This window comes from Paenibacillus sp. LjRoot153 (genome assembly GCF_964253085.1).
Lineage (GTDB): Bacteria > Bacillota > Bacilli > Paenibacillales > NBRC-103111 > Paenibacillus_E.
Genome location: NZ_CAXUQH020000001.1, coordinates 7,952,031 through 7,972,902, shown reverse-complemented (window position 1 = coordinate 7,972,902; position 20,872 = coordinate 7,952,031). Strand labels below are relative to the sequence as shown.

15 protein-coding genes and 1 riboswitch are annotated in these 20,872 nt (G+C 49.1%); of the genes, 13 read left to right on the top strand and 2 right to left on the bottom strand.

Annotated features, from left to right (window positions below):
• Nucleotides 1-203: 203 nt before the first annotated feature.
• The 13 genes from ACSQ8P_RS34640 to ACSQ8P_RS34580 all read left to right on the top strand — a co-directional run bounded on the left by ACSQ8P_RS34640 (nucleotide 204) and on the right by ACSQ8P_RS34580 (nucleotide 16,741).
• Entirely contained in the window at nucleotides 204-971 is a 768-nt protein-coding gene (locus ACSQ8P_RS34640) for an SDR family NAD(P)-dependent oxidoreductase (protein WP_436239284.1), read from the top strand.
• Entirely contained in the window at nucleotides 968-3,037 is a 2,070-nt protein-coding gene (locus ACSQ8P_RS34635) for a heparinase II/III domain-containing protein (protein WP_436239283.1), read from the top strand. The genes ACSQ8P_RS34640 and ACSQ8P_RS34635 overlap by 4 nt, the downstream gene beginning before the upstream one ends.
• A gap of 106 nt (nucleotides 3,038-3,143) precedes the next feature.
• Complete coding sequence (locus ACSQ8P_RS34630) at nucleotides 3,144-5,444, top strand: DUF4962 domain-containing protein (RefSeq protein WP_436239282.1); 2,301 nt, start codon at nucleotides 3,144-3,146, stop codon at nucleotides 5,442-5,444.
• 253 nt (nucleotides 5,445-5,697) lie between these two features.
• Nucleotides 5,698-7,041, top strand: coding sequence for an extracellular solute-binding protein (locus tag ACSQ8P_RS34625; RefSeq protein WP_436239281.1), 1,344 nt, complete (start codon nucleotides 5,698-5,700; stop codon nucleotides 7,039-7,041).
• Between the two features lie 98 nt (nucleotides 7,042-7,139).
• Nucleotides 7,140-8,030, top strand: a complete 891-nt coding sequence (locus tag ACSQ8P_RS34620) for a carbohydrate ABC transporter permease (protein ID WP_436239280.1) — start codon at nucleotides 7,140-7,142, stop codon at nucleotides 8,028-8,030.
• 17 nt (nucleotides 8,031-8,047) lie between these two features.
• Nucleotides 8,048-8,929, top strand: coding sequence for a carbohydrate ABC transporter permease (locus tag ACSQ8P_RS34615; RefSeq protein WP_436239279.1), 882 nt, complete (start codon nucleotides 8,048-8,050; stop codon nucleotides 8,927-8,929).
• A gap of 80 nt (nucleotides 8,930-9,009) precedes the next feature.
• The gene (locus ACSQ8P_RS34610; protein ID WP_436239278.1) at nucleotides 9,010-10,851 is read left to right on the top strand and encodes a sensor histidine kinase; all 1,842 of its coding nucleotides are present in this window, start codon (nucleotides 9,010-9,012) and stop codon (nucleotides 10,849-10,851) included.
• Nucleotides 10,852-10,860: 9 nt separating this feature from the next.
• Nucleotides 10,861-12,057: a response regulator transcription factor gene (locus ACSQ8P_RS34605; RefSeq protein ID WP_436239277.1), complete on the top strand. Its 1,197-nt coding sequence runs from the start codon at nucleotides 10,861-10,863 to the stop codon at nucleotides 12,055-12,057.
• 158 nt (nucleotides 12,058-12,215) lie between these two features.
• Nucleotides 12,216-12,749 (top strand): C40 family peptidase, encoded by a 534-nt coding sequence (locus ACSQ8P_RS34600; protein WP_436239276.1) that lies wholly within the window; start codon nucleotides 12,216-12,218, stop codon nucleotides 12,747-12,749.
• Between the two features lie 76 nt (nucleotides 12,750-12,825).
• Entirely contained in the window at nucleotides 12,826-13,224 is a 399-nt protein-coding gene (locus ACSQ8P_RS34595; protein ID WP_056622355.1) for an HAD family hydrolase, read from the top strand.
• 12 nt (nucleotides 13,225-13,236) lie between these two features.
• The gene (locus tag ACSQ8P_RS34590) at nucleotides 13,237-13,455 is read left to right on the top strand and encodes a helix-turn-helix domain-containing protein (RefSeq protein ID WP_436239275.1); all 219 of its coding nucleotides are present in this window, start codon (nucleotides 13,237-13,239) and stop codon (nucleotides 13,453-13,455) included.
• A 169-nt stretch (nucleotides 13,456-13,624) separates the two neighbouring features.
• Nucleotides 13,625-13,825, top strand: a complete 201-nt coding sequence (locus ACSQ8P_RS34585; protein ID WP_028555213.1) for a cold-shock protein — start codon at nucleotides 13,625-13,627, stop codon at nucleotides 13,823-13,825.
• Between the two features lie 183 nt (nucleotides 13,826-14,008).
• Entirely contained in the window at nucleotides 14,009-16,741 is a 2,733-nt protein-coding gene (locus ACSQ8P_RS34580) for an SLC13 family permease (protein ID WP_436239274.1), read from the top strand.
• A gap of 376 nt (nucleotides 16,742-17,117) precedes the next feature.
• On the opposite strand, the gene ACSQ8P_RS34575 is transcribed toward ACSQ8P_RS34580, so the two are convergent.
• Nucleotides 17,118-18,452 (bottom strand): 5'-deoxyadenosine deaminase, encoded by a 1,335-nt coding sequence (locus ACSQ8P_RS34575; RefSeq protein ID WP_436239273.1) that lies wholly within the window; start codon nucleotides 18,450-18,452, stop codon nucleotides 17,118-17,120.
• A 74-nt stretch (nucleotides 18,453-18,526) separates the two neighbouring features.
• Nucleotides 18,527-18,626, bottom strand: a riboswitch (purine riboswitch).
• A 126-nt stretch (nucleotides 18,627-18,752) separates the two neighbouring features.
• Nucleotides 18,753-20,867: a multicopper oxidase family protein gene (locus tag ACSQ8P_RS34570; protein WP_436239272.1), complete on the bottom strand. Its 2,115-nt coding sequence runs from the start codon at nucleotides 20,865-20,867 to the stop codon at nucleotides 18,753-18,755.
• Between the last annotated feature and the right edge of the window lie 5 nt (nucleotides 20,868-20,872).

Genomic DNA, 20,872 nt, shown 5'->3' with positions numbered 1-20,872 from the left:
GACAACATGGCCGTTATTCCCCTGGTTGTGGCACAATATCGCCTCCAACACAGTAAATAGCGTCGCTGGAGTCCGTTACACGAGGAAACAGTCTGCTTTTTTAGAAATAGCGTCGCTCGTGTCCATTAAAACAACAGGTAGTTACGCTGCACAAGCAGCGATTCAAATAAAAAATAGATTTACATCCATGGGAGGATATCACAATGAACATCAACTTAACGGGGAAAATAGCACTTGTAACAGGATCGAATGCAGGGATTGGGCGCGCGATTGCACTAGCTTTGGCTAGTAATGGTGCGAAAGTAGGCGTGAACTGTTTGAACAATGTGACACAGGGCCAGGAAGTTGTTGCTGAAATTCAAGCATTGGGTGGGGAAGCAGTACTTGTACAAGCGGATGTAACGAATGTGGAGCAAATCGACAGACTTGTAAGCGAAGTTGAGCAAGCTTTGGGTGGAACGATCGATATTCTTGTAAACAACGCAGGCCACTTGGTACAGCGTGTGCCAAATGCCGAGATGTCCGAAGACATGTACGATCGCATTATGGATGTAAACTTAAAAAGCACAGTTTTCGTGTCCAAACGCGTTATTGCAGGTATGAAAGAAAAAGGTTACGGCCGAATCATTAACATGACCTCTGTAGCTGCGCATAATGGTGGCGGACCAGGCGGAAGCGTGTATGCGGCAAGTAAAGCAGCAGTTCTTACTTTCTCTAAAGGTTTGGCGAAAGAGGTTGCGGCAAGTGGCATCACCGTGAACAATGTTTCACCGGGTTTTATCGGTAATACGATGTTCCACGCGACGTTCACTACGGATGCTGCGCGCCAAGCAACAATTAATGGCATTCCGCTGCAACGTGAAGGAACACCAGATGATGTAGCTGGGGCAGTTCTTTATCTAGCTTCCAATTTAGCAGCTTATGTAACAGGTGAAACGATTGAAATCAACGGCGGGATGATGATGCGATGAGTACCGCGATCCCATTAGCCGCTAAAGTAGAGACTTTGACGTGGGCGGGTCAAACCGCCCAAAGGCTTAAAGAAGAAATCGACAGGCTGCAGCAAGCAGGCAGCCTGATCGTTCCTAAAGAACCTGGTGGTTGGTGGCACCAGTATGTTTGTCCACACCATCATACCGAACTGATGTTCGATGAAAGCTGTGTAGATGCTTCAGAATTTCTGTGCCCACACGGGTGTGTGATTACAGGTGATGCCTATCGTGGAGCTTGGCTCGTGTTTAAGCACCAATCCTTGGCGCGAGTGGCGTTGCAATCGGCAGCTGTTTATGCGGCTCTAGGTAACGTATCCTATGCACAAATTAGCAAACGCTTGCTTGTCGAATACGCAGAGCAGTTTCCGCGCTATCCTGTGCATCCAGAAGCACAGAGTTGGATGCTGAAGGGACGAGCATTCCACCAAGCGCTGACGGAGGCGATTTGGTCTACCACGCTGATTCGCGCCTATCTGCTTCTTCGCGATGAGGGTATTACCTTCGATGCGAAGGAACAAGTGGTGATCGACGTCTTTTTGGGATTGCTGGCGGGAAGTATGGAGGAGTACCGACATATTTTGATTCATGAGCGGAACAATGCGGAAAACAACTATACCGCTTGGCTGAATGCGTCCTTATCTTGTGTGTACGCGGCTCGAGGCGAGCAAGCGCTACTTGAAGCACTTATTGAAGGTCAAGGCGGCTTCATTCATCATTTATCCATCGGCGTGAAAGCCGATCAATTCGAATTCGAAGGAAGCACGTATTACCATGTATTCGTGCTTCGTGCCTATCTCATCGCTGCCGAAATGGCTCAGCGCTTCGGCATTGATCTCTACGCCACGACTGGCGCAGAGGGGCAGTCCATGCGCGGCATGCTTGAGGCGTTGGCCGACTTGGCCGACGACCAGGGCGCTTTGCCGGCCCTGCATGACGGGCCGCTTGAGCGGGGCCCTTACGCCCGCGAAATCGCCGAGATCGCTGAGCAGGGGCTCACGATCTACGGCATTGCCGGCCTCGCGCCAGTGCTGCGCGAAGCGTACCGGCAGCTAGGTGCTGCCGGCAACGAGCAGCTCGAGGCGCTGCTCTACGGCGAAGGCGCTGACCGCGCCGCTACCTCAGAGCCGCGCAGCTCGCGGCTCTGGCCGGACGCTGGCTTCGTCATCGGCCGCATCGCGGGGAACCCGCTGTCGTTCCTCGCCGATTTCGGCGAGCACGGCGGTTCCCACGGCCACTACGACAAGCTGCATCTGACGTTGATGCACCAAGATCAAACCCTAACACCCGATCTGGGGATGGTGCCTTACGGCTCGTCCATGCGCAGATCGTGGTTCGCCGAGACAGCCAGCCACAATACCGTTTCGCTGGCGGGTCAATCGCAAGCGCCGCATGAAGGGCGCCTTAAGCACTATAAAACGACAGAGACTTCGGTTTACGCGTGGATACAATCGACGGAAGGCTACGAAGGCTGTACGATGACTCGACATCTTTTGCTTACGGAGGATTGGATGTTGGACTGGTTCCAAGTTGAACTTTCTGGTGATCAACCGCAAGCGATTGAATGGTGGATGCACCCTGTAGTAGCGGTAGAAGCTCTACAACAACCACTTACCCCAGAGGCTTCATATCAGTCGCTAGTAGCTGAGAAAGTAGGGGATGTTACGACGTTAAAGGAGCAGCAACTGCCGATAACTAGCCGATTTGTACCGAAGGAAGGGGCTGCCGGCAATGGAGCGGATGAACTGCAAGTTTCGTACAAACTCACCAACTCAGACGCTGTCATCTACCACTCCGCACTAGTTCGACAAGGTGATGAGGTTGTAGCTGTTCAGACGCCAGGCGATGCCGTGGATCCTAGTCGCTCACTTTCAGCCATGCTTCATCGCCGTAATGACCGTAAAGCGGATTTCATTCATGTGTATCGCGCGGGCAGTGCAGTTCAGCTTTCACAAATAACGGATCATGAAATCAGCATAACCGTTCCTAATGCTTCGAATGGTTCTGTTCGTGTTAATATGACAGATAAGGGATTACAAATTCTGTAATTTGCAATCATTTTCACATTTATTTCATTTATATTATTAATCAGGTTTCACCTAATTCCGTAACACCTATAAGCCTTACAGAACCGAGCCTGGAGGGGAACAATCCATGTCATTATCGCCACTTTACGAACCGCAAAGCGGTGTGTTAACCGTACAATACGAGCCCAATGAGAAGACGGTGTTGCTGGAAAACCCGCCTCGTTTCACGTGGATTCCGGCACAGCTGGAGCATGATCGTTATGTGCTTCAAATCGCACAATCAGAGGCATTCCCGCCAGCAGAGACGCAGACAGTCCAACCAATTACCTATAACTTGTATACACCTGATGCGGCATTCGAGGCGGGCACCTATTACTGGCGTTATGCGTTGCTCCAAGAAAATGGCGAACAAACGGTATGGAGCAGTGTGCGACGTTTCGAAGTACCGGCAGATTTGCCGGAAACACCTCTGCCAAGCAGAGCCACACGATACGCAGAGGTTTCTGCGCAGCATCCGAGATTGTGGCTGCAAGCTTCGGAGGTAGAAGCCTTTCGCGCCGAGCTAGCGATGGATCCTAGTTATTGCGATTTTGATGTTTTTTTCGAGAAGTCTGTTAAGCCTTGGATCGAACGAGATCTGATTGCGGAGCCGCTTCATTACCCAGGAAATAAGCGCGTTGCCAAACTTTGGCGTCAGATGTATATGGATACACAAGAAGCCTTGTATGCGGTACGTCATTTGGCAGTAGCGGGCAAGCTTCTCAACAATGCTACACTATTAGATCGAGCCAAAACCTGGCTGCTTCACATCAGTGCTTGGGACATTAGAGGGACGACGAGCCGCGACTATAACGATGAGGCTTCCTTCCGAATGGCTGGCGCCATCGCCTGGGGCTATGACTGGCTCTATGATCAACTATCTGAGGATGAACGAAAGCAAATTCGCCACGTTCTTCTCGAACGTACACGCCAAATCGCGCAACATGTTATCGAGCATTCCAAAATTCATCACGTACCCTTCGACAGTCACGCCGTGCGCTCTTTATCCAGTGTTCTTGTGCCTTGCTGCATTGTGCTTTTGCAGGAAGAGCCAGAAGTACAAGAGTGGTTAGACTATACACTTGAATATTATGCGTGTCTGTACTCGCCGTGGGGCGGGCCGGATGGGGGCTGGGCCGAAGGTCCGATGTATTGGACGACGGGGATGGCTTTTGTTACGGAAGCGATGAATTTGCTGAAGAAATATACAGGCATTAACTTTTATAAGCGGCCATTTTTCGCGAAAACAGGTGATTTCCCGCTGTACGCGTTCAGCCCGGATACGTTGCGCGCAAGCTTTGGCGATCAATCGACTTTGGGGGATCCAGTCAGCTTGAAAACGGGCTTCAACATTCGTCAATTTGCAGGTGTAACAGGAAACGGTTTGTATCAGTGGTATTATGAACGCGTTCGCGAGACGGATACAGATTCAGAAATGAAGTTTTACAACTATGGTTGGTGGGACTTCCGATTCGATGAAATGGTGTACCGTCATGACTATCCGCAGGTTGAAGCTATCGCGCCTACCGATGCGAATATTCAGTCGGTCAAATGGTTCCGTGACATTGACTGGGTTGCTTTCCATTCCAATATGGCGGATCCAGAACGTCACATTATGCTCCTCACGAAGAGCAGTAAATATGGATCTGTCAGCCATAGTCATGGCGATCAGAATGGCTTCTTGCTGCATGCTTACGGCGAACCGCTGGCCATTGAGAGCGGCTACTACGTGGCGTTCAGCTCCACGATGCATATGAATTGGCGGAGGCAGACGCGCTCGACGAACAACATTTTGATCGACGGTTTAGGTCAATATGCGGAGAAGAACAAAGTACTCAATATGGCGGCCAATGGGTTCGTCGAGATTGCCGAGCAGCGTAAAGGCTACGGTTATTCTCGCGCTAACGCAACCGCGGCATACCAAGAATATGTGCCATACCTTGAACGGTATGTGCGGGAACTTTACTTCTTCGGCACCTATGTTGTGGTTGTCGACCATATCGATCTCGCGCAGGCTGGTACCGTTGATTGGCTGTTCCAAACGCTATATGAGATGAAGCTGAATGGACAGACCTTCAAGGTCCAAGGCCGTAAGGCTGATATGGACGGACGATTCGTGTACTGCTCCTCTGGCGAGCTAGAGCTATCACAGCATCAGAGCTTCACAGATATTGATCAGTCGGAAATTGAAGGTTTACCGCCGCACTATCATTTGAAGGCAACGACGAAATCTGCCCGCAGCCACCGTATTGCGACGCTTCTTGTGCCGATCAAGCATGGCGAGCCGAAATACGTGTCGTATTTCATGGATGATCAAGGCTTTGACGTTCATATCTACTTCACCGAAGACGGTATTACGAACCGCGTAGAAGTGCCAAAGGCCTACTAAAATGTCCTGATTAACCAAGCGATTCCGAGTCAGCGAGAGCTGAGGAGGGGTCGCTTTTTCGCTTCTTTTTTAATGGAGGAGAGATCGTTAGTATCGTTTAACTCATAATAAATTCCCCAAACGGGAAAGTTAGGCGAGGCGATAAATCTATAGAAATCAAACATGATACCTAAAGTTCACGCATTGTAAGGGGTCCCAATTACACGGCATAATAAGTACATAAAGACATTCACTCAAACGAGGGGGATTTACATTGGTGAAAAAGTATAAATCACTACAAGTCATTGCGGCAAGCTTGCTAGCCATTAGTTTAACAGCGTGTGGTTCAGGTGGAGACAGCAACAGCACGACTTCACCAGCAGCAGGAGCTTCAACGGCACCAGCAGCAACGAAAAAAGAGAACATTACGATCACGTTCCAAAATATATATCCGGATCCAACAGATCCGAAAAACGGTATGTTGAAGAAAATCGTAACGGATTACCAAACGAAAAACCCGAATATCAAAATTGAGCTTGATTCTTTGAACACGGATCAACAAAAGCTTAAATTGAAAACACAAGCAGCTTCCAAAGAAGTTCCTGACATCACTGTCGTTAACCCAGCTGCTCAAATGCAACCATTCGTGGATGCAGGCTTATTCGCTCCTTTGAATGACATGGTGGAGCAAAATGGACTTAAAGCAACCTTCCAAGAAGGTATCCTTAACTGGTATACATTCAAAAATAATATCTACGCATTGCCAGATGGTAACAACATCGCGGTTGTTTACTACAACAAAGACTTGTTCAAACAAGCTGGGGTAGAAGTTCCAAAAACGTTCGAAGAGATGGTTGAAGCTGTAAAAACACTTAAAGGCAAAGGCATTCAGCCAATGGCGATCGGTGAAAAAGATTCCTGGACAGGTTCCTTCTTGTTCATGAACGTATTGCTTCGTACGAACGGTGGACCTGGCTTCTTGCAAGCTGTTGTAGACGGAAAGAAAACTTTTAATGATCCAGCATTCACAGATGCAGTTAGCTCTTTCCAAGACTTGATCCAAGCTGGCGCATTCCAAGAAGGCGCAACATCATTTGACTACAACGCAGGTGAAAACTTGTTCAAAACAGGTAAAGCAGCTATGTACTTCATGGGTAGCTGGGCAACTGGCGGTATCGAAACATCTTCCGTTAACGGTAAAGTCGGCGTATTCCAATTCCCAACTGTTAAAGGTAAAGGTAACCCAGACGAGTTCATGTTGGCTCCAGGCAGCGCATTTGCAATCTCTGCAAACAGCAAGCACTTGAAAGAAACGAAAGATTTCTTAAACTACTTCATGTTGAACTTCCCTAAAGAAGCTTTCGCAGTTAAAGGCGCAGTAGGTGTCGCACAAAAAGTTGACGGCGACTTCAAAGCAGCTGGATACTCCGATATGGCAATGGAAGTACTCGGATTGTTCAAAAAAGTTAAAGGCGGCGACCTTGCGTTCGATAACACGATGAACCCAGGAACAGCTCAAGGCCACTTAACAAGCATTCAAAACCTATTCGTGAAGAAAACAGATCCAGCAGTCGTAGCGAAAGAGCACCAAACAGCTTACGATACAAACAAGAAATAAGTTGATGTCATAGCCCAATAGGGAATTTGCTTGGCGCGCCACACAGGGTATGCCAAGTAAGTTCCCATTGGTATATCCCCATGAAGGAGGCGAGCTAAGTGAATGTGTTAAGAGTCTCCAAGTGGACGATTGCCATGTTTGTATTGCCCTGTTTATTGATCTATGTTTGTCTCGTTTTTGTGCCGATTCTGGTATCGATGTATAGCGGTTTGCTCGATTGGAACGGGATTGGTGAATCCAAATTCATCGGTCTTGAGAATTTCCGCACCATGTTGTTTCATGATCCTGTATTTTGGCCATCCGTGAAACGCACATTGATGTTTGCTGTATTTTCTATGTGTGAAATCCCAATTGCCTTGGGTGTAGCCATTCTGCTCAATCGATTTATCAAAAAGCCGAATTTCCTTGTTTCTGCGTATTTTCTACCCGTTATTTTATCTGTCGTTATTATTGGACAATTATGGAAAACAATTTACAATCCAGCTGCGATGGGCGGTATGCTCAACCAAGTTCTAGATTTACTCAACCTACATAGCTGGACGAGATCGTGGTTAACCGATCCGGAGATAGCCATGTATTCCCTCTATTTTGTAGCACTTTGGCAGTATTTAGGTTACCACACATTGATCCAGTTTACTGGTATTCAGAACATCCCATCTGATATTTATGAGGCTGCGCGTCTCGATGGAGCAGAAGGCCTGAAAGCCGACTGGTATATCACTTTCCCTATGAATATTCCGATTTTCAAAATATCGATCGTCCTTGCTTTCATTGGTTCCCTCCAAGCGTTTGACATGGTTATGGTTATGACAGCAGGTGGTCCTGCACATGCAACTGACGTTATTTCAACTCTGATGTACAACAACTCGTTCTTGTCCATGAAATATGGCTATGGAAGCGCGATTGCTGCGTTCTTGGTTGTGGTTTGTCTAGTAGCTACAGTACTTATTAACTCGGTGTTTAACCGATTAGAGAGAAGATTTTCTTGAGGAAGGGGAGTGTCACCATGCAAAACGCCAGGGAAGCAGTTTCGGCTAAACCTGCTATTATACGGAGACGCAAAAGCTTCTCTATCCTAAAAGTCATTGTCATTGCATTCTTATCTTTACTTGTGGTCACACAGGTATATCCCTTGTTTTGGCTATTCATCTATTCACTAAAAACCAATGAGGAAATTCTCTCCGGACGTTTTTTCGCCTTGCCGCACGCTCTTCAATGGAAGAACTTCTCCGATGCGATTGAAGCTGGGAATTATTTTAAATATTTAAAGAATAGTTTATTTGTTACCTTGGTAACGATGGTAAGCGTTCTGTTCTTGAGCTCATTAACGGCCTTTGCGATTACAAGGTTCAAATGGAAATACGGTCAATTGGTCATGGTGATCTTCCTTATCGGGATGATGGTTCCGATGCAGGCGACGCTTTTGCCGCTTATGATTATTTTCAAGAACATGCACATTCTGAACACGCATCTTTCCATCATTCTGCCTTACATTGCGTTTCAGACGCCAGTTGCTGTCTTTATCCTTAGCGGCTTCATGAAGTCCATTCCAGCGGAAATTGAAGAGTCTGCAGTTGTAGATGGAGCAGGGGTATTTAAAATCTTCAGCGGCATCATTCTTCCTATTTCAATTCCTCCGATGATGACGGTTTGTATTCTTACCTTCATTAATATCTGGAACGAGTACATCCTCGCGGCGACGTTTATCTCGTCCGAGAGGCTTAAGACACTTCCTTTCGGGGTTAACAGCTTCGTAAGTCAATATTCTGTTAATTATGGAGCTATCGGCGCTTTCCTCGTACTAGGTGCGCTGCCGGTTATTCTCGTGTACTTCTTATTAGCGGATAAAATCACAAAAGGTATGGTAGCGGGAGCGGTGAAGGGTTAACTTCACCCCTCTCTTTTTTTCATTTTCGGATTTGGGTGTGGTAAAATAGCGAATACTCCAACGAAAGGAGGCCGTCAAGCGTGAAACGGGGCTTTAATTCCATACATAATCGGTTGTTTTTGCTATTTATCACTTCGATGCTTGTACTCGTGTTACTTGTTAGTGTTCTGTACTATCAGAAGACGACCCAAATTATACATAGCAAGATTAGTGATCTGGCTCAAAAAAATATCTCACAAACCGTAGGTTTATTTGATTTGCTCTTGCAGGGCTATGATAGTATTACGAAATCATTGAATAGTAACTATGAAATGCTTCGCTTAATTCAAGATCGGGATACCAATCCTGATGTGACCGCGAGTATCTTTAATGAGCGTACCATTACCAATATTCTAGGAGCGATCTATTACTCCCGTGACGATATCATCGGCATTCATGTCATTACGAATGCGGGTAAAAACTATAATTACGAGCGCGGCTTTGACAGTGTCATCAATATGAATTATTCGAGCGCCGACTGGTACCAGAAGCTGCAGGATTCCTCTGGTGAGATGGTCTGGTTAGGTCTGGTGCAGGGATCGGTAATTAACCAGTTCCAGCGGGACCCTCTCTTTGTATTTGGCAGGAAGCTTTATGACCTCACAGATCATCGCGTGATTGGGATCATGCTGATCGAAACGAATCCGCAGCCGATCCTTGCGGCCCTTTCTAACGTGACGATTAGTCCGAACAGCCGTGTATACATCGTAGACCGGGAGAATCGACTGATTGCCACGACGGCTGAGGATAAGACGACATTCCCATCGTTCAGCGGTCTTCCGCGTCCGCAGCAGAATGAGATCATTATTGATGATCAGACAGATCAATTAATTGTAGCGGCGAAAGCGAAAATGTCAGATTGGACAGTTTTCGGTTTAACACCGAAAGATGACATCAATGCGGAAGTCGTCAAAACGAGGGAATACTTATACGTTGTTATCGTAGTCCTTATTATCCTTTCTACGGCGCTAGCAAGCCTGATTTCGCAGAATATTGCCTCCCCGCTGAAGCTGCTGATCCGTGAGATGAAGCAAGTGGAGATGGGGAATTTTAAGGGTTCCGTGACGGTCAAATCTTTTGAAGAAATTAACTCGCTGGTGTCCTCCTTCAATCGGATGGTGAATCGGATGGATGAGCTGATCGAACGCATTACTCTGGCTTCTATGAGTGAGAAAAATGCCGAACTGCAGGCCCTGCAGTCTCAAGTGAATCCTCATTTCCTCTATAACACCTTGGATATGATTTATTGGATGCTGGATGAACGTGAGAATGATCGCTTAGGCAAGGTGATTCTGGCATTGTCTCATATGTTCCGGTACAGCAGTGATTGGCAGGAAGCGTCCAAGACGACGCTGCAGCAAGAGCTGGATCAGATGCGCCACTATATGACGATTATCGAGAACCGCTTGGAGGGCAGGGTGAGTACGGAGATTCACATTGATCCGGAATGGCTGGATGTGGTTCTCCCTAAGATGACGCTGCAGCCCATCATTGAGAATGCTGTTAAGTATGGACTGGAGCCTTTGCGAGAGCAGCCTGGCTTGCTGCGAGTGTTCGCGGAGGTACATGAACAAGAACTGCATATCATTATTTCGGATAATGGTGTGGGGATCGAAGAGAATCTCCTTCATCAGATGCAGGAAAGGCTCGAAGAAGATGCTCGTATGATTGGAGATTCGTACGCTTATAAAGCGGATGAGCCCAGAGGCGAAGCGAAGCCTGCATTGGACAGCAAAATGACGAGAAGAGGCATCGGTCTTACCAATGTACATCGTCGTATTGTGCTGCTTTTCGGAGAGGCCTATGGGCTTCGGATAGCAAGTAAACAAGAGGTAGGAACAACGGTGATCATTGCGATGCCGCTTCCTCGTAAGGGGGTATAACAGACCATCATGGATATTCTTATCGTGGATGACGAAACCATTATTCTGCAAGGCATTCAGCGGACGCTTCAGAATCGCTTTCCTGAGCACACGATCCACTTAGCTTCGAATGCGGAGCAAGCCATTAATATCCTTCGCAGCCAGACGATTCATATCGTGCTAACGGATATTCTCATGCCAGGGATGACGGGACTAGAGCTGATGAATATGTCGCGCAGCCGCCATCCTCACGTGAAGTGGGTTGTGATTTCGGCGTATTCAGAGTTTTCTTATGCGCAAGAAGCGGTGCGCCTTGGTGCGAAAGACTATTTGCTTAAACCAATTGGCAAAGAAGTGTTAAGTGAAATGATTCGGAAGCTGAGTGAGGAAATCGCGCATGATACCGAACTGATCGAGGAAGCGGAGCTGCTCAAGACGAATCGCAAATTTCTGCAGGAAGCTGTGTTCCAGCGATGGGTACAGGGTCTGGATACGGGGCGGATCGATATGGGGCCCTTCGTGGAGCAGCATCCTTATTTCTACTTAATCATGGTCAAAATGGAAACCGACAAGGCCGTCTTTCTGGAAAATTTCATTATCGAGAACGTCCTATTGGAGCTGATAGAACGCTGCGGCAAGGGCTTCGTGACGGTTCACGACAGCAAAAGCCTGTTAGGACTCGTCACCCCTCCCGAAGGAACAAGCATTGCACAGCTCGTTGAGGAGCTACGCAGCCATCTCATTAAATATTTGAAGGTACCGTTCCAGATCATGACAACGGAGCGGATCGAGCAGTTCCAATCCGTACCTGCCGAGGTTCAACGGATGCGGCAGGCGTCAACGACACAGGTCTATGAGCATCACGCTAGCGGAAGTGATCGTTCTGTTGAGGTGGCCTTGCAATATATGCGCACGCACTATCAAGACGACCTTTCACTTGAGAAAGTGGCTTCAATCGTCTACTTGAACCCCGTTTACTTCAGTCAGCTGTTTAAACAGAAGACGGGTCAGGGCTTCAAGGATTTTGTAATTAATCTGCGGCTGGAGCAGGCAAAGCAATTGCTGCTGAATCCGAAGCTGAAGCTGGCAGATGTCGCTGAGCGGATCGGCTATCAAGATATGAGGCATTTCTCTCAAGTATTTAAGAAGAAATATGGGGTTACGCCATCGGAGTTCCGCCAGGAGCATACAGGCGATAAAACGGATACATTACTGTCAAGAGATTGATTCTCATGGAATTCTCAGACAATTCTCAGAATAATGCCTACAATTAGACGTGGCGCGGCTTTCCTCTTTTGTTGTTAAATATTAGGTTGTTTGACATGTGCTATGGTAGTAGCAGGTCCAACAAACTTATATATCCATGCCAAAGGAGGAAATCAATCATGATTTTTGTGAAGAAGAACCGCCTTAGTCAATCTGTCGTAGGCTTAAGTCTGTCCTTGTTAGTCGCCGGAACTGCGTTGTTAAGCCCGCAAGCGGCATCTGCTGCCACTACAACCACTAATTCAACGGTCGCGGCAGCGACAGCAATAAGCACGTCCCGTGTAGATAGCATTTTGCGTACAGCGAAGTCGTACATCGGGAGGGTTACTTACCGTTATGGTACGAGAAACACGAGCCGTCTTATTCTGGATTGCTCCGCTTACACGCAGCTCGTATTTAGTAAAAATGGGATCTCGATCCCATGGGGTTCCAAAGCGCAAGCGAAATTAGGAACACGGGTCTCAAAAAAGACAAGCCTAAGAAAAGGCGACTTAGTGATGTTTAGCACATCGAGACCTGGTGTTATTAATCATGTAGGTATTTATATCGGCAATGGGCAGTTCATTAGTAATACAACCAGTTCCGGCGTTGTCGTACGTGGGATGAACTCTGGTTATTGGAAAGATCGTTTCATTATGGGGCGTCATTTGTAATATGGATATTGACCACAACTCCCTTCGAATGGTATATAGTAGAAAACTATAACCGTGTTAAGGGAGATCAGATACAATGACGTTAAAACTTGCATTCGAAGCTGTGAAGAAGTTCCATGAAACGTTCGAGCACCCGGTGGGCGCATCCCCGCAGCGCCTATCTGCTCAGCGTAAAGCCGCGCGTCTGGCGTGGATGCAAGAAGAGCTCAATGAATTTGAAGAAGCAGCTACGTTAGAAGATGAAGTGGATGCGATGATTGATGAATTGTATTTTGTACTAGGGACACTTGTTGAAATGGGGGTAGAGCCTGGACCTATTTTTGATATTGTTCAGCACGCGAATATGTCCAAGGTTTGGCCCGATGGGAAGGTTCATAAGAATGAAATGGGTAAAACCATCAAGCCGCCGCACTGGGAAGACCCATTCGACAAAATTAGAACTGAAATTCAAAAACAAAAAAATAAGGAAAGTTGAGGTGAGGCGAGCATGGCCTTCCACAATCGGCTCAAAGAGCTGCGGCAACAGCAAAATCTCACATTACGTAAGCTTGGCGAGAAAGCGGGGATTAGCTATTCCATCCTAAATTCTATCGAAAATGGTCGAATCATCCCGTCGAAAGATGTCGCATTAGCTCTAGCTATAGCACTTAAAATTGAGGATAGGGAATCCTTCGTTGCTTTAGCAATAAATCCCTCTCAGGTATAATTGCAATAGCTAATATAGTGTGGTACAGTATTAATAGTCTTAAAGGGAAAACCTGAATTGCGTATTGCAAAGGGTTATCATTTAAGTAAATGAAACCTTTTCCAATGTGTAATTTTTTTGTTCGAAACAAGAAAAAAGACATGTTAATAAAACTTTGGAGGTATTACCCATGGCAGTAGGAACAGTTAAATGGTTTAACGCAGAAAAAGGATTTGGATTTATCGAAGTTGAAGGTGGAAACGATGTATTCGTACATTTCTCCGCAATCACTGGCGAAGGTTTCAAATCATTGGACGAAGGCCAACGCGTTGAGTTCAACGTAGTTCAAGGCAACCGCGGACCACAAGCTGAGAACGTTGTAAAACTGTAAGCTTCAGCTTGCAAATATAGCATTCTCTAGAAAGGCCCTTAACTTAGTTAAGGGTCTTTCTTTTGCGTTCGGGAGGCAACTAGGAATTTGTGTAGACAATTTCGTCATATCAAGCGTACAGTATTCTTGTAGTTAGTAGCTTTGAGAATAGTCATAGCATCATGCAAGGAGAGTAGATTATTCGTGGCGATTAAAGATATGGAGATGTTTAAGGACTTCTCTAACATAGAGTTAGCCAAGCTTCTGGGCAAATTAGACAAGGTGAAAGGGCAAGCGGGAGACATGCTGTTCGAGCAAGGTGATCCTGGTGATAGCATGTATCTGATCGAGAGCGGCAGAGTCGAGCTGTTCTCTCAGAAGCAAGATGGTACACGCCAGTCGCTCGCAAGCTTGCAGGATGGAGATACGCTCGGGGAAATGGCACTGTTAACGAACGAGCCCAGATCGGCAACGGCCATCATAGCTGCAGAAAGCGTTCTCTACTATATTGATCGAGAGACCTTCGATCGGTTAGTGATCGAGCAACCGCAGATTTCTTCCTATTTCATTCGGCTGCTTTCGCAACGGTTGGTATCAACCAATGGTCGATTACAAGCCTCTAAGGAAGCAAAAGCACAATGGGTGCTACATGAGGTGGAGTTGCTGCCGGCAGATTTGCGGGATTTCCTTTTCGCGTGTGCTTGCTTGCCAAGCATGCGTGCTGGGCTTCTTAAGCATCTCTTTGGTATGACCATAGAAGAAGCTGATCAGGCTTATCCTGCACTAGGGCGGCTCGTTCAGCAGGACGTGGAGCGGGACTCCGTTCAGATGCGTCCTGAAATCGCTCGTGTCATGCTGGACATGCTGCCTCTGCGATATGGTGAGCACCAACAGCAGATGTGGGTGGATCAAGCCTTGGCTTACTATCGAGTCGAGGGAGACTTGGCAGCGGTGGTTGAGGTGTATGCCGCGCGAAATGAGTGGGAACCAGCGCTGGATGCGGCGGCCATAGCTGCGGGCGAGGTGGCGGAGCCGGCGCTGGGGACAGGGCAGGCAGGACAAGCGAAGGCGACAGGACAGGTGATACAAGCGGGTGAGGGAGAGAAGGCCGAGCGGGCAGAGATGGCTGCAGAAGCTGCCCTAACCGAGTCTGGGCGGCAGCAACGGGCGATCGGCCATGCGCTTCGGCGTTGCCCGGACGAGCTGCTCGTCGCGCGCTACGCGGTCTTGTGGGCCTACGTCCGCTACTGCGTGGAACACGCGCCTGAAGCGGGCTTGTCCATCGTTGAGGCGGCGCTGGATCAGCAAGGTGCCGCCTATTCGGCGCAGCAGCTCACCACCGTCTACGAGTGGGGCGCCGATCTCTGCCGCAAGCTGGGGCGAAAGCAGCTTGCGCTCGAGTATTTGCAGCTCGCGGAGACAAACGCGCTGTCAGGAACGGGCTCTCCGCGCAGCGGAGAGATGAGCTTCGGCCTGGCCAAGCAGATGCTGGCCAGAAGCAAGAGCGAGCGCCTCGCCGCAGGCGCGGGGCGGCTTGGTGACCGCAGCCGCTGGCTAGGGCTAGCGGCTATCATCTTGGCCGTGGCCTCAGTGCTCGGCTTCCACATCGCCGAGCCCGTTGCGGGGTTGTCCCGCCACGGCATGGACTTCATCGGGATCGGCTTAGCCGCCGTGATCCTCTGGATCGTGAACATCATGCCCGACTACATCGTAGCCTTGGGCATGGCCATGCTCTGGGTGCTCGGCGGACTCGTCGAGCCAGAGGTCGCTCTGTCGGGCTTCGCAACGCCGACCTGGCTATACATGATCTTCATCATGGCGATGAGCGCCGTGATTACGAAGTCAGGCTTCTTATACCGCTTCTCCCTTCATGCCCTCAAGCGCTTCCCCGCTAACTATCGCGGGCAGCTGTGGGGCATCGTGGCCGGCGGTATCATGTTGAACCCGATGATCCCTTCCTCTTCAGCGAAGGTATCACTCGGCGTGCCGATTGCCCAGACGCTATCCGAATCCATGGGCTTCGGAGCGCGCAGTCACGGCGCAGCAGGCTTAGGCCTTACCGCCATGCTGTTCTATGGCTTCACAGCGCCATTCGTGCTCACAGGCTCGTATACGAACGTACTCGCCTTCGGTTTGGTGACAACAGCTTCACCTGTGAACTGGATTCAGTGGTTCATCTATGCCTTACCGGCATTTCTTATATTTAGCAGCGTGCTGCTTGCCATCATCTTCATCATGTTCCGCAAAACCGCATCAGCCAAGCCGATTGCTGCCGATGTCTTAGACGAGCAGCTACGGCTGCTAGGACCGCTGACGCGCGAGGAGCGTATTGCCGTCGTAACCGTCCTAAGCTGCATCATCATGTTGGTGTTACAACCGCTCCATGGCATCGACAGCGCTTGGGTTATGCTTATCGGTTTTGCCGTACTCGTCATCAGCGGCGTGCTGGATCGCAAAACCATTTCAACCGGCATCGACTGGACGTTCCTGCTATTCCTTGGCGTAGCCTTCAGTTTCTCGGCAGCCGCCAATGAGCTTGGACTTGTCGAAGCCTTGTCTTCGTTCCTTGGTCAGCATATGGGCGTCTTCGTAACGTCGCCGTTCTTCTTCCTCGCCGCAGTTATCTTGCTCTCGTTCATCGTCACGTTGATCGTCAGGGACGATCCAGCTGTTATTTTGCTGGTCACTGCACTCCTGCCGTTGGCTGATCAAGCAGGTGTGCATCCATGGATCCTCGTATTCGTGGTACTATTATCAACGGACCCGTTCTTTTTTGCGTATCAATCGCCGACGTATTTGACGGCTTACTATAGTTCCGAAGGGAAAGCATTTAGCCATCGACAAGGACAGAAAGTTGCATTTTCTTACGGATTAGCCGTGTTGCTGCTTGCTCTTTTATGTGTTCCATATTGGAAATGGTTAGGGCTTATCCATTAGATGATTACTGGCGGTTTCGTTGGTGGCTGCTCTCAATAATAAACCAGGGACTTTAGGGGGCTGTGGCAAATTTAACTGTAAAATATGAAGGTAATTTCTTGTATAACTAGCTGAAAAGCTAAATAGATGGAGAACCTCCATCTATTTTCATTTGATTTGCTCCTTATGCGGGAATCTGCCGAAATTAACTGTATATTATCCATCTACTTCAAAATTATTGGTGATTTCGATTAAAATAACTGCGTATTTTCCATTTATTATTTGATAGAATTGCAAATTTGTGGTGGTGGTTGATGTCCTGCCAAAACGCAAAACCCCCACTAAATCCTATGTAATAGAGGGATTTGGTGGGTTTTTTTTACCTGCGCCACAAATATTAGCGCAGGTTCGCTCTCTTCAGCAACCGCTGAATGGAGCGGTTCGCTTCAGGAAGGACGATGTCCTTATCAACCGTACGCAGGATGCGGTTTTCCATGACGATGCGACCATTGATTATGGTCGTTTCGACATCAGCGCGCGTTGCCGAGTAGACGATGCGCGAGATCGGATCCACGTCGTAAGACGGATACGTGTGGAAGTTGTTGAGATCGAGGATCGCAAGGTCGGCTTTCTTGCCGACTTCCAGTGAACCGATCTCATCGGCCATGCCAACGGCACGAGCGCCGCCGATGGTCGCCATGCGGAAGACCGTCTGCGCATTCATCGCCGTCGGTCCGTGGGCGGGCTTTTGGATGAGCGCAGCGAGCCGCATCTCGTTGAACATATCGAGATTGTTGTTGCACGGCGCACCATCTGCCCCTAGGCTGACGGAGATGTCCAGTTTGAGCATCTCCGGTGTTTCGGCGATCCCTGAAGCCAGCTTCAGGTTGGAGCCAGGACAGTGGCTAACATGCACGCCACGTTCGTGGATGATGCGTTTCTCTTGCTCATCGAGCCAAATGCAGTGCGCCAGAATCAGTCGCTCATTCGCTAAACCGAGATGATCGAGGTAGACGACGTTGCGCATGCCTGTTTCGGCTTGCACGATCTCGATTTCACCGAGATTCTCAGAAGCATGCGTGTGGACTTTCACGTTGTACTGTTCGGACAAATTACGAACCTCGCGCAGCAGCTCTTCCGTACACGAGATAACAAAACGCGGTGAGAACGCGTACTGGATACGACCGTCGTCATGACCGTTCCATTTTTCCAGCAAATCAACGCTTTCTTGAAGCGATTCTCTCGTATTTTCCTGCAAGGCGAACGGAACTTCGTCCCCTTTGTCCATCATCACCTTGCCAGATAACGCTCGAATCCCGCTCTCGGCAATGGCCTGAAAAGCAAAATCCGTATGGTTCACCGTCTCCATATCCACGATTGTTGTGGTGCCGCTTTGAATCAGTTCACCAATACCGAGCATTGCCGAATAGTAGATCGACTCCTCGTCATGGGAGGCTTCCAGCGGCCAAATCCGCTTTTTCAACCAATCCATAAGCTCGAGATCGTCGCCTTTCCCACGGAACAACGTCTGGCACAGGTGAATATGCGTCTGAATAAAGCCTGGAATGATCGTACGGTTCTTGGCGTTAATGATTTTATCTGCGTGTGTAGGGTTTAAATCGGGCCCGATCGCGGTAATGCGGTCATTTTCGATTAGAATATCCCCCGTTATGATGTCGCCGCTCCGATTCATGGTCACGATCTGAGCATCTTTAATTAAAATCGTTGTCATCGATCAAAACCTCCTACTCCCCTAATATATGAAAATGTAGGCACAAAAAAACTAGCCATGAAAAATATGCCTGTTTCTCAGTGCACATTTTTCGTAGCTAGAAATTTACGGTTTCTAAGTAGAGACCCTTAATCCAATTATTAAGGTTATACGAAAGAGGTCATATGCAATTTGTCGTGCCTTCCTCTTTTAGAGTAAACTGCCAACGTATATTTTGTCAACTGTGTGTAAGTTAATGTGACATGCCCTCCCTCTTTTTTGAAAAAACGGCTTCCAATCTTGTCGAAATGGTGAATAGCGTCACTCTGGATGGTTCGACGTTGCCTTTCCTACGGAATATGGCGTTGTAATCCCCTCATACATCAAATGCATAGTCATTCCGGCCATTGCATGCTGCAAATTGTGGCAATGGTCCATCCACAGGCCTGGATTATCCGCGACAAAAGCAATCTCGTACGTCTCCCCTGCGGCAACGTTCAATGTATCCACCCACCAGGGACTTCCGGTTGAAGGCTGCCCGTTACGGCTCAGCACCAACATGTGGTGTCCGTGCAAATGCATGGGATGACTTGCGCTGCTATGATTCACGATCGTCGTTTTCACTTTGTCGCCTTCCTCCACCATCAACATGGGTGTATCAGGAAAAAGTTTTCCGTTGATCGTAAACGAATAGGCGAATCTTCCGTCGAATAAGCCCAATCGTTTATCTAAAATAAGCTGGAATTCACGATCATAATGTCCTGTGAACGCGGCAACAGCTTTGGCAGCGGGGCTGCCATACGTTAGCGGATCCCAGATATCTCCTCGCTGACTCATCGCTACGCTGAAATCCCCATCTCTACCGTCTGGACTCATTACCAAGGCAGCGTGGCTCCCTCCACTTTTCTCGGGCTGTGGACCTAGAAGTACTTGTCCTTCTGGCATCGTAAACGTCAGATCATAACGCCCGCCAGCAGCGAGGAGCAGATCTTTCCCTACTAGGTCTGTGGGCCCGTTAAGGTCTGTTCCATCGATGGCGGCCACTTGAAATGTTGTCCCTATCAATTTGAATATCAGGGGAGAATTATCTGTATTCAGTAGCCGTAAGCGAACCGGCGTACCCGTTGCAATCTGCCGGATTTCTTGCGTATCGGAAGTTCCGAAGGAGATCGTGTTCGATGTGCCATCCACAGTCGTATAGGTGTGTGCAACAATCGGGATATCTAGTTCATTAGGCTTAATTGTAGTCGAAGCCGCAATGGGCTCAACAAGTAACGATCCGAACAATCCTTTACCAGCCTGTACATACGATTGTTGGTGCGAATGGTACCAATACGTGCCAGCGTCACTGGCAATGAATCGGTACACATGGGTTTGGCCTGGCATGACGGCATTTTGTGTCACACCAGCCACGCCATCTTCTGCATTGGGGACGTCAAGACCGTGCCAATGCAGCGTTACGCCATCGGCGATATCGTCATTCACCAACGTGACTTCTACCAATTGACCTTGCTTCACGCGCAGCTCTGGACCTGGCAGTTGGCCGTTAAACGTCCAAGCTTCCACCTGCTTGCCAGAGCTAAGCGCCACCGTTTTCTTGCTGGCCGTGAGCGTAAACCGCTGATCCGGCGTCCCCTCGCGGGGACCCGTCAGCGTCGCTACGCTCGTCCCGCCCACGCCGTGGTGGGCGTGCAGGGCTTCCGCCGGCGCTGCGCCGCCGCCGTAGTCCATAACCCCCGCCGCCATGTTCATTTCGGCGGGCAAACGGCTGATCTGGCTTGCTGCGCTCAGCCAGATCACTAACCCCGCTGCCGCCGCAAGGACACCGGCGGCGGCGCGCACTACCCGCACCCCGAGCCGTGGCTTCGTCCACGCGGGGCTGCGCATGGCCAGGTATCTGCGGTGCAGCCGATACCCCTGCACGGAAGTGCCGGCTGCGGCTAGCAGAGCCGGCACGACAAGCATCTTCACCGACAGCGGAACCGCGGTGAAGAAGGTGTAAAAGAACACGGTCATCGCGCCAAGCATGACCGCTTGCACCGGCAGCGCCATCGCGATATGCGCGGCGCTGGACCGCACTTCCGCAGGCAGGGCTTCGCCCTGCGGCCCTTTCCCTATCCGAGCTATTCGCCATATCCTCGGCACAGACCACACCAGCGTCGCCAGCGCCGGAGCGACGAACAACCCCAGCTCCAGCCCCAGCTTCACCTGCATCGCTGGCCAACCTGTCGGCCATGAGCTGAGTATGATCGTGGCTTTAACTAGCGCTAGCAACTCACCTAGTAGGATGAGGATGAGTAGATCCAAAGACCTGCGGTGCAGCTGCTTTTTTCCCGAGCTATAGGCCAATCGACTACTCCAATAGGCAGCGATTGCCCACAAAAAAAGAAGGCCGAAGGAACTAAATCCTGCGGCACCAAATAGATCTTCTGTCATGTGTA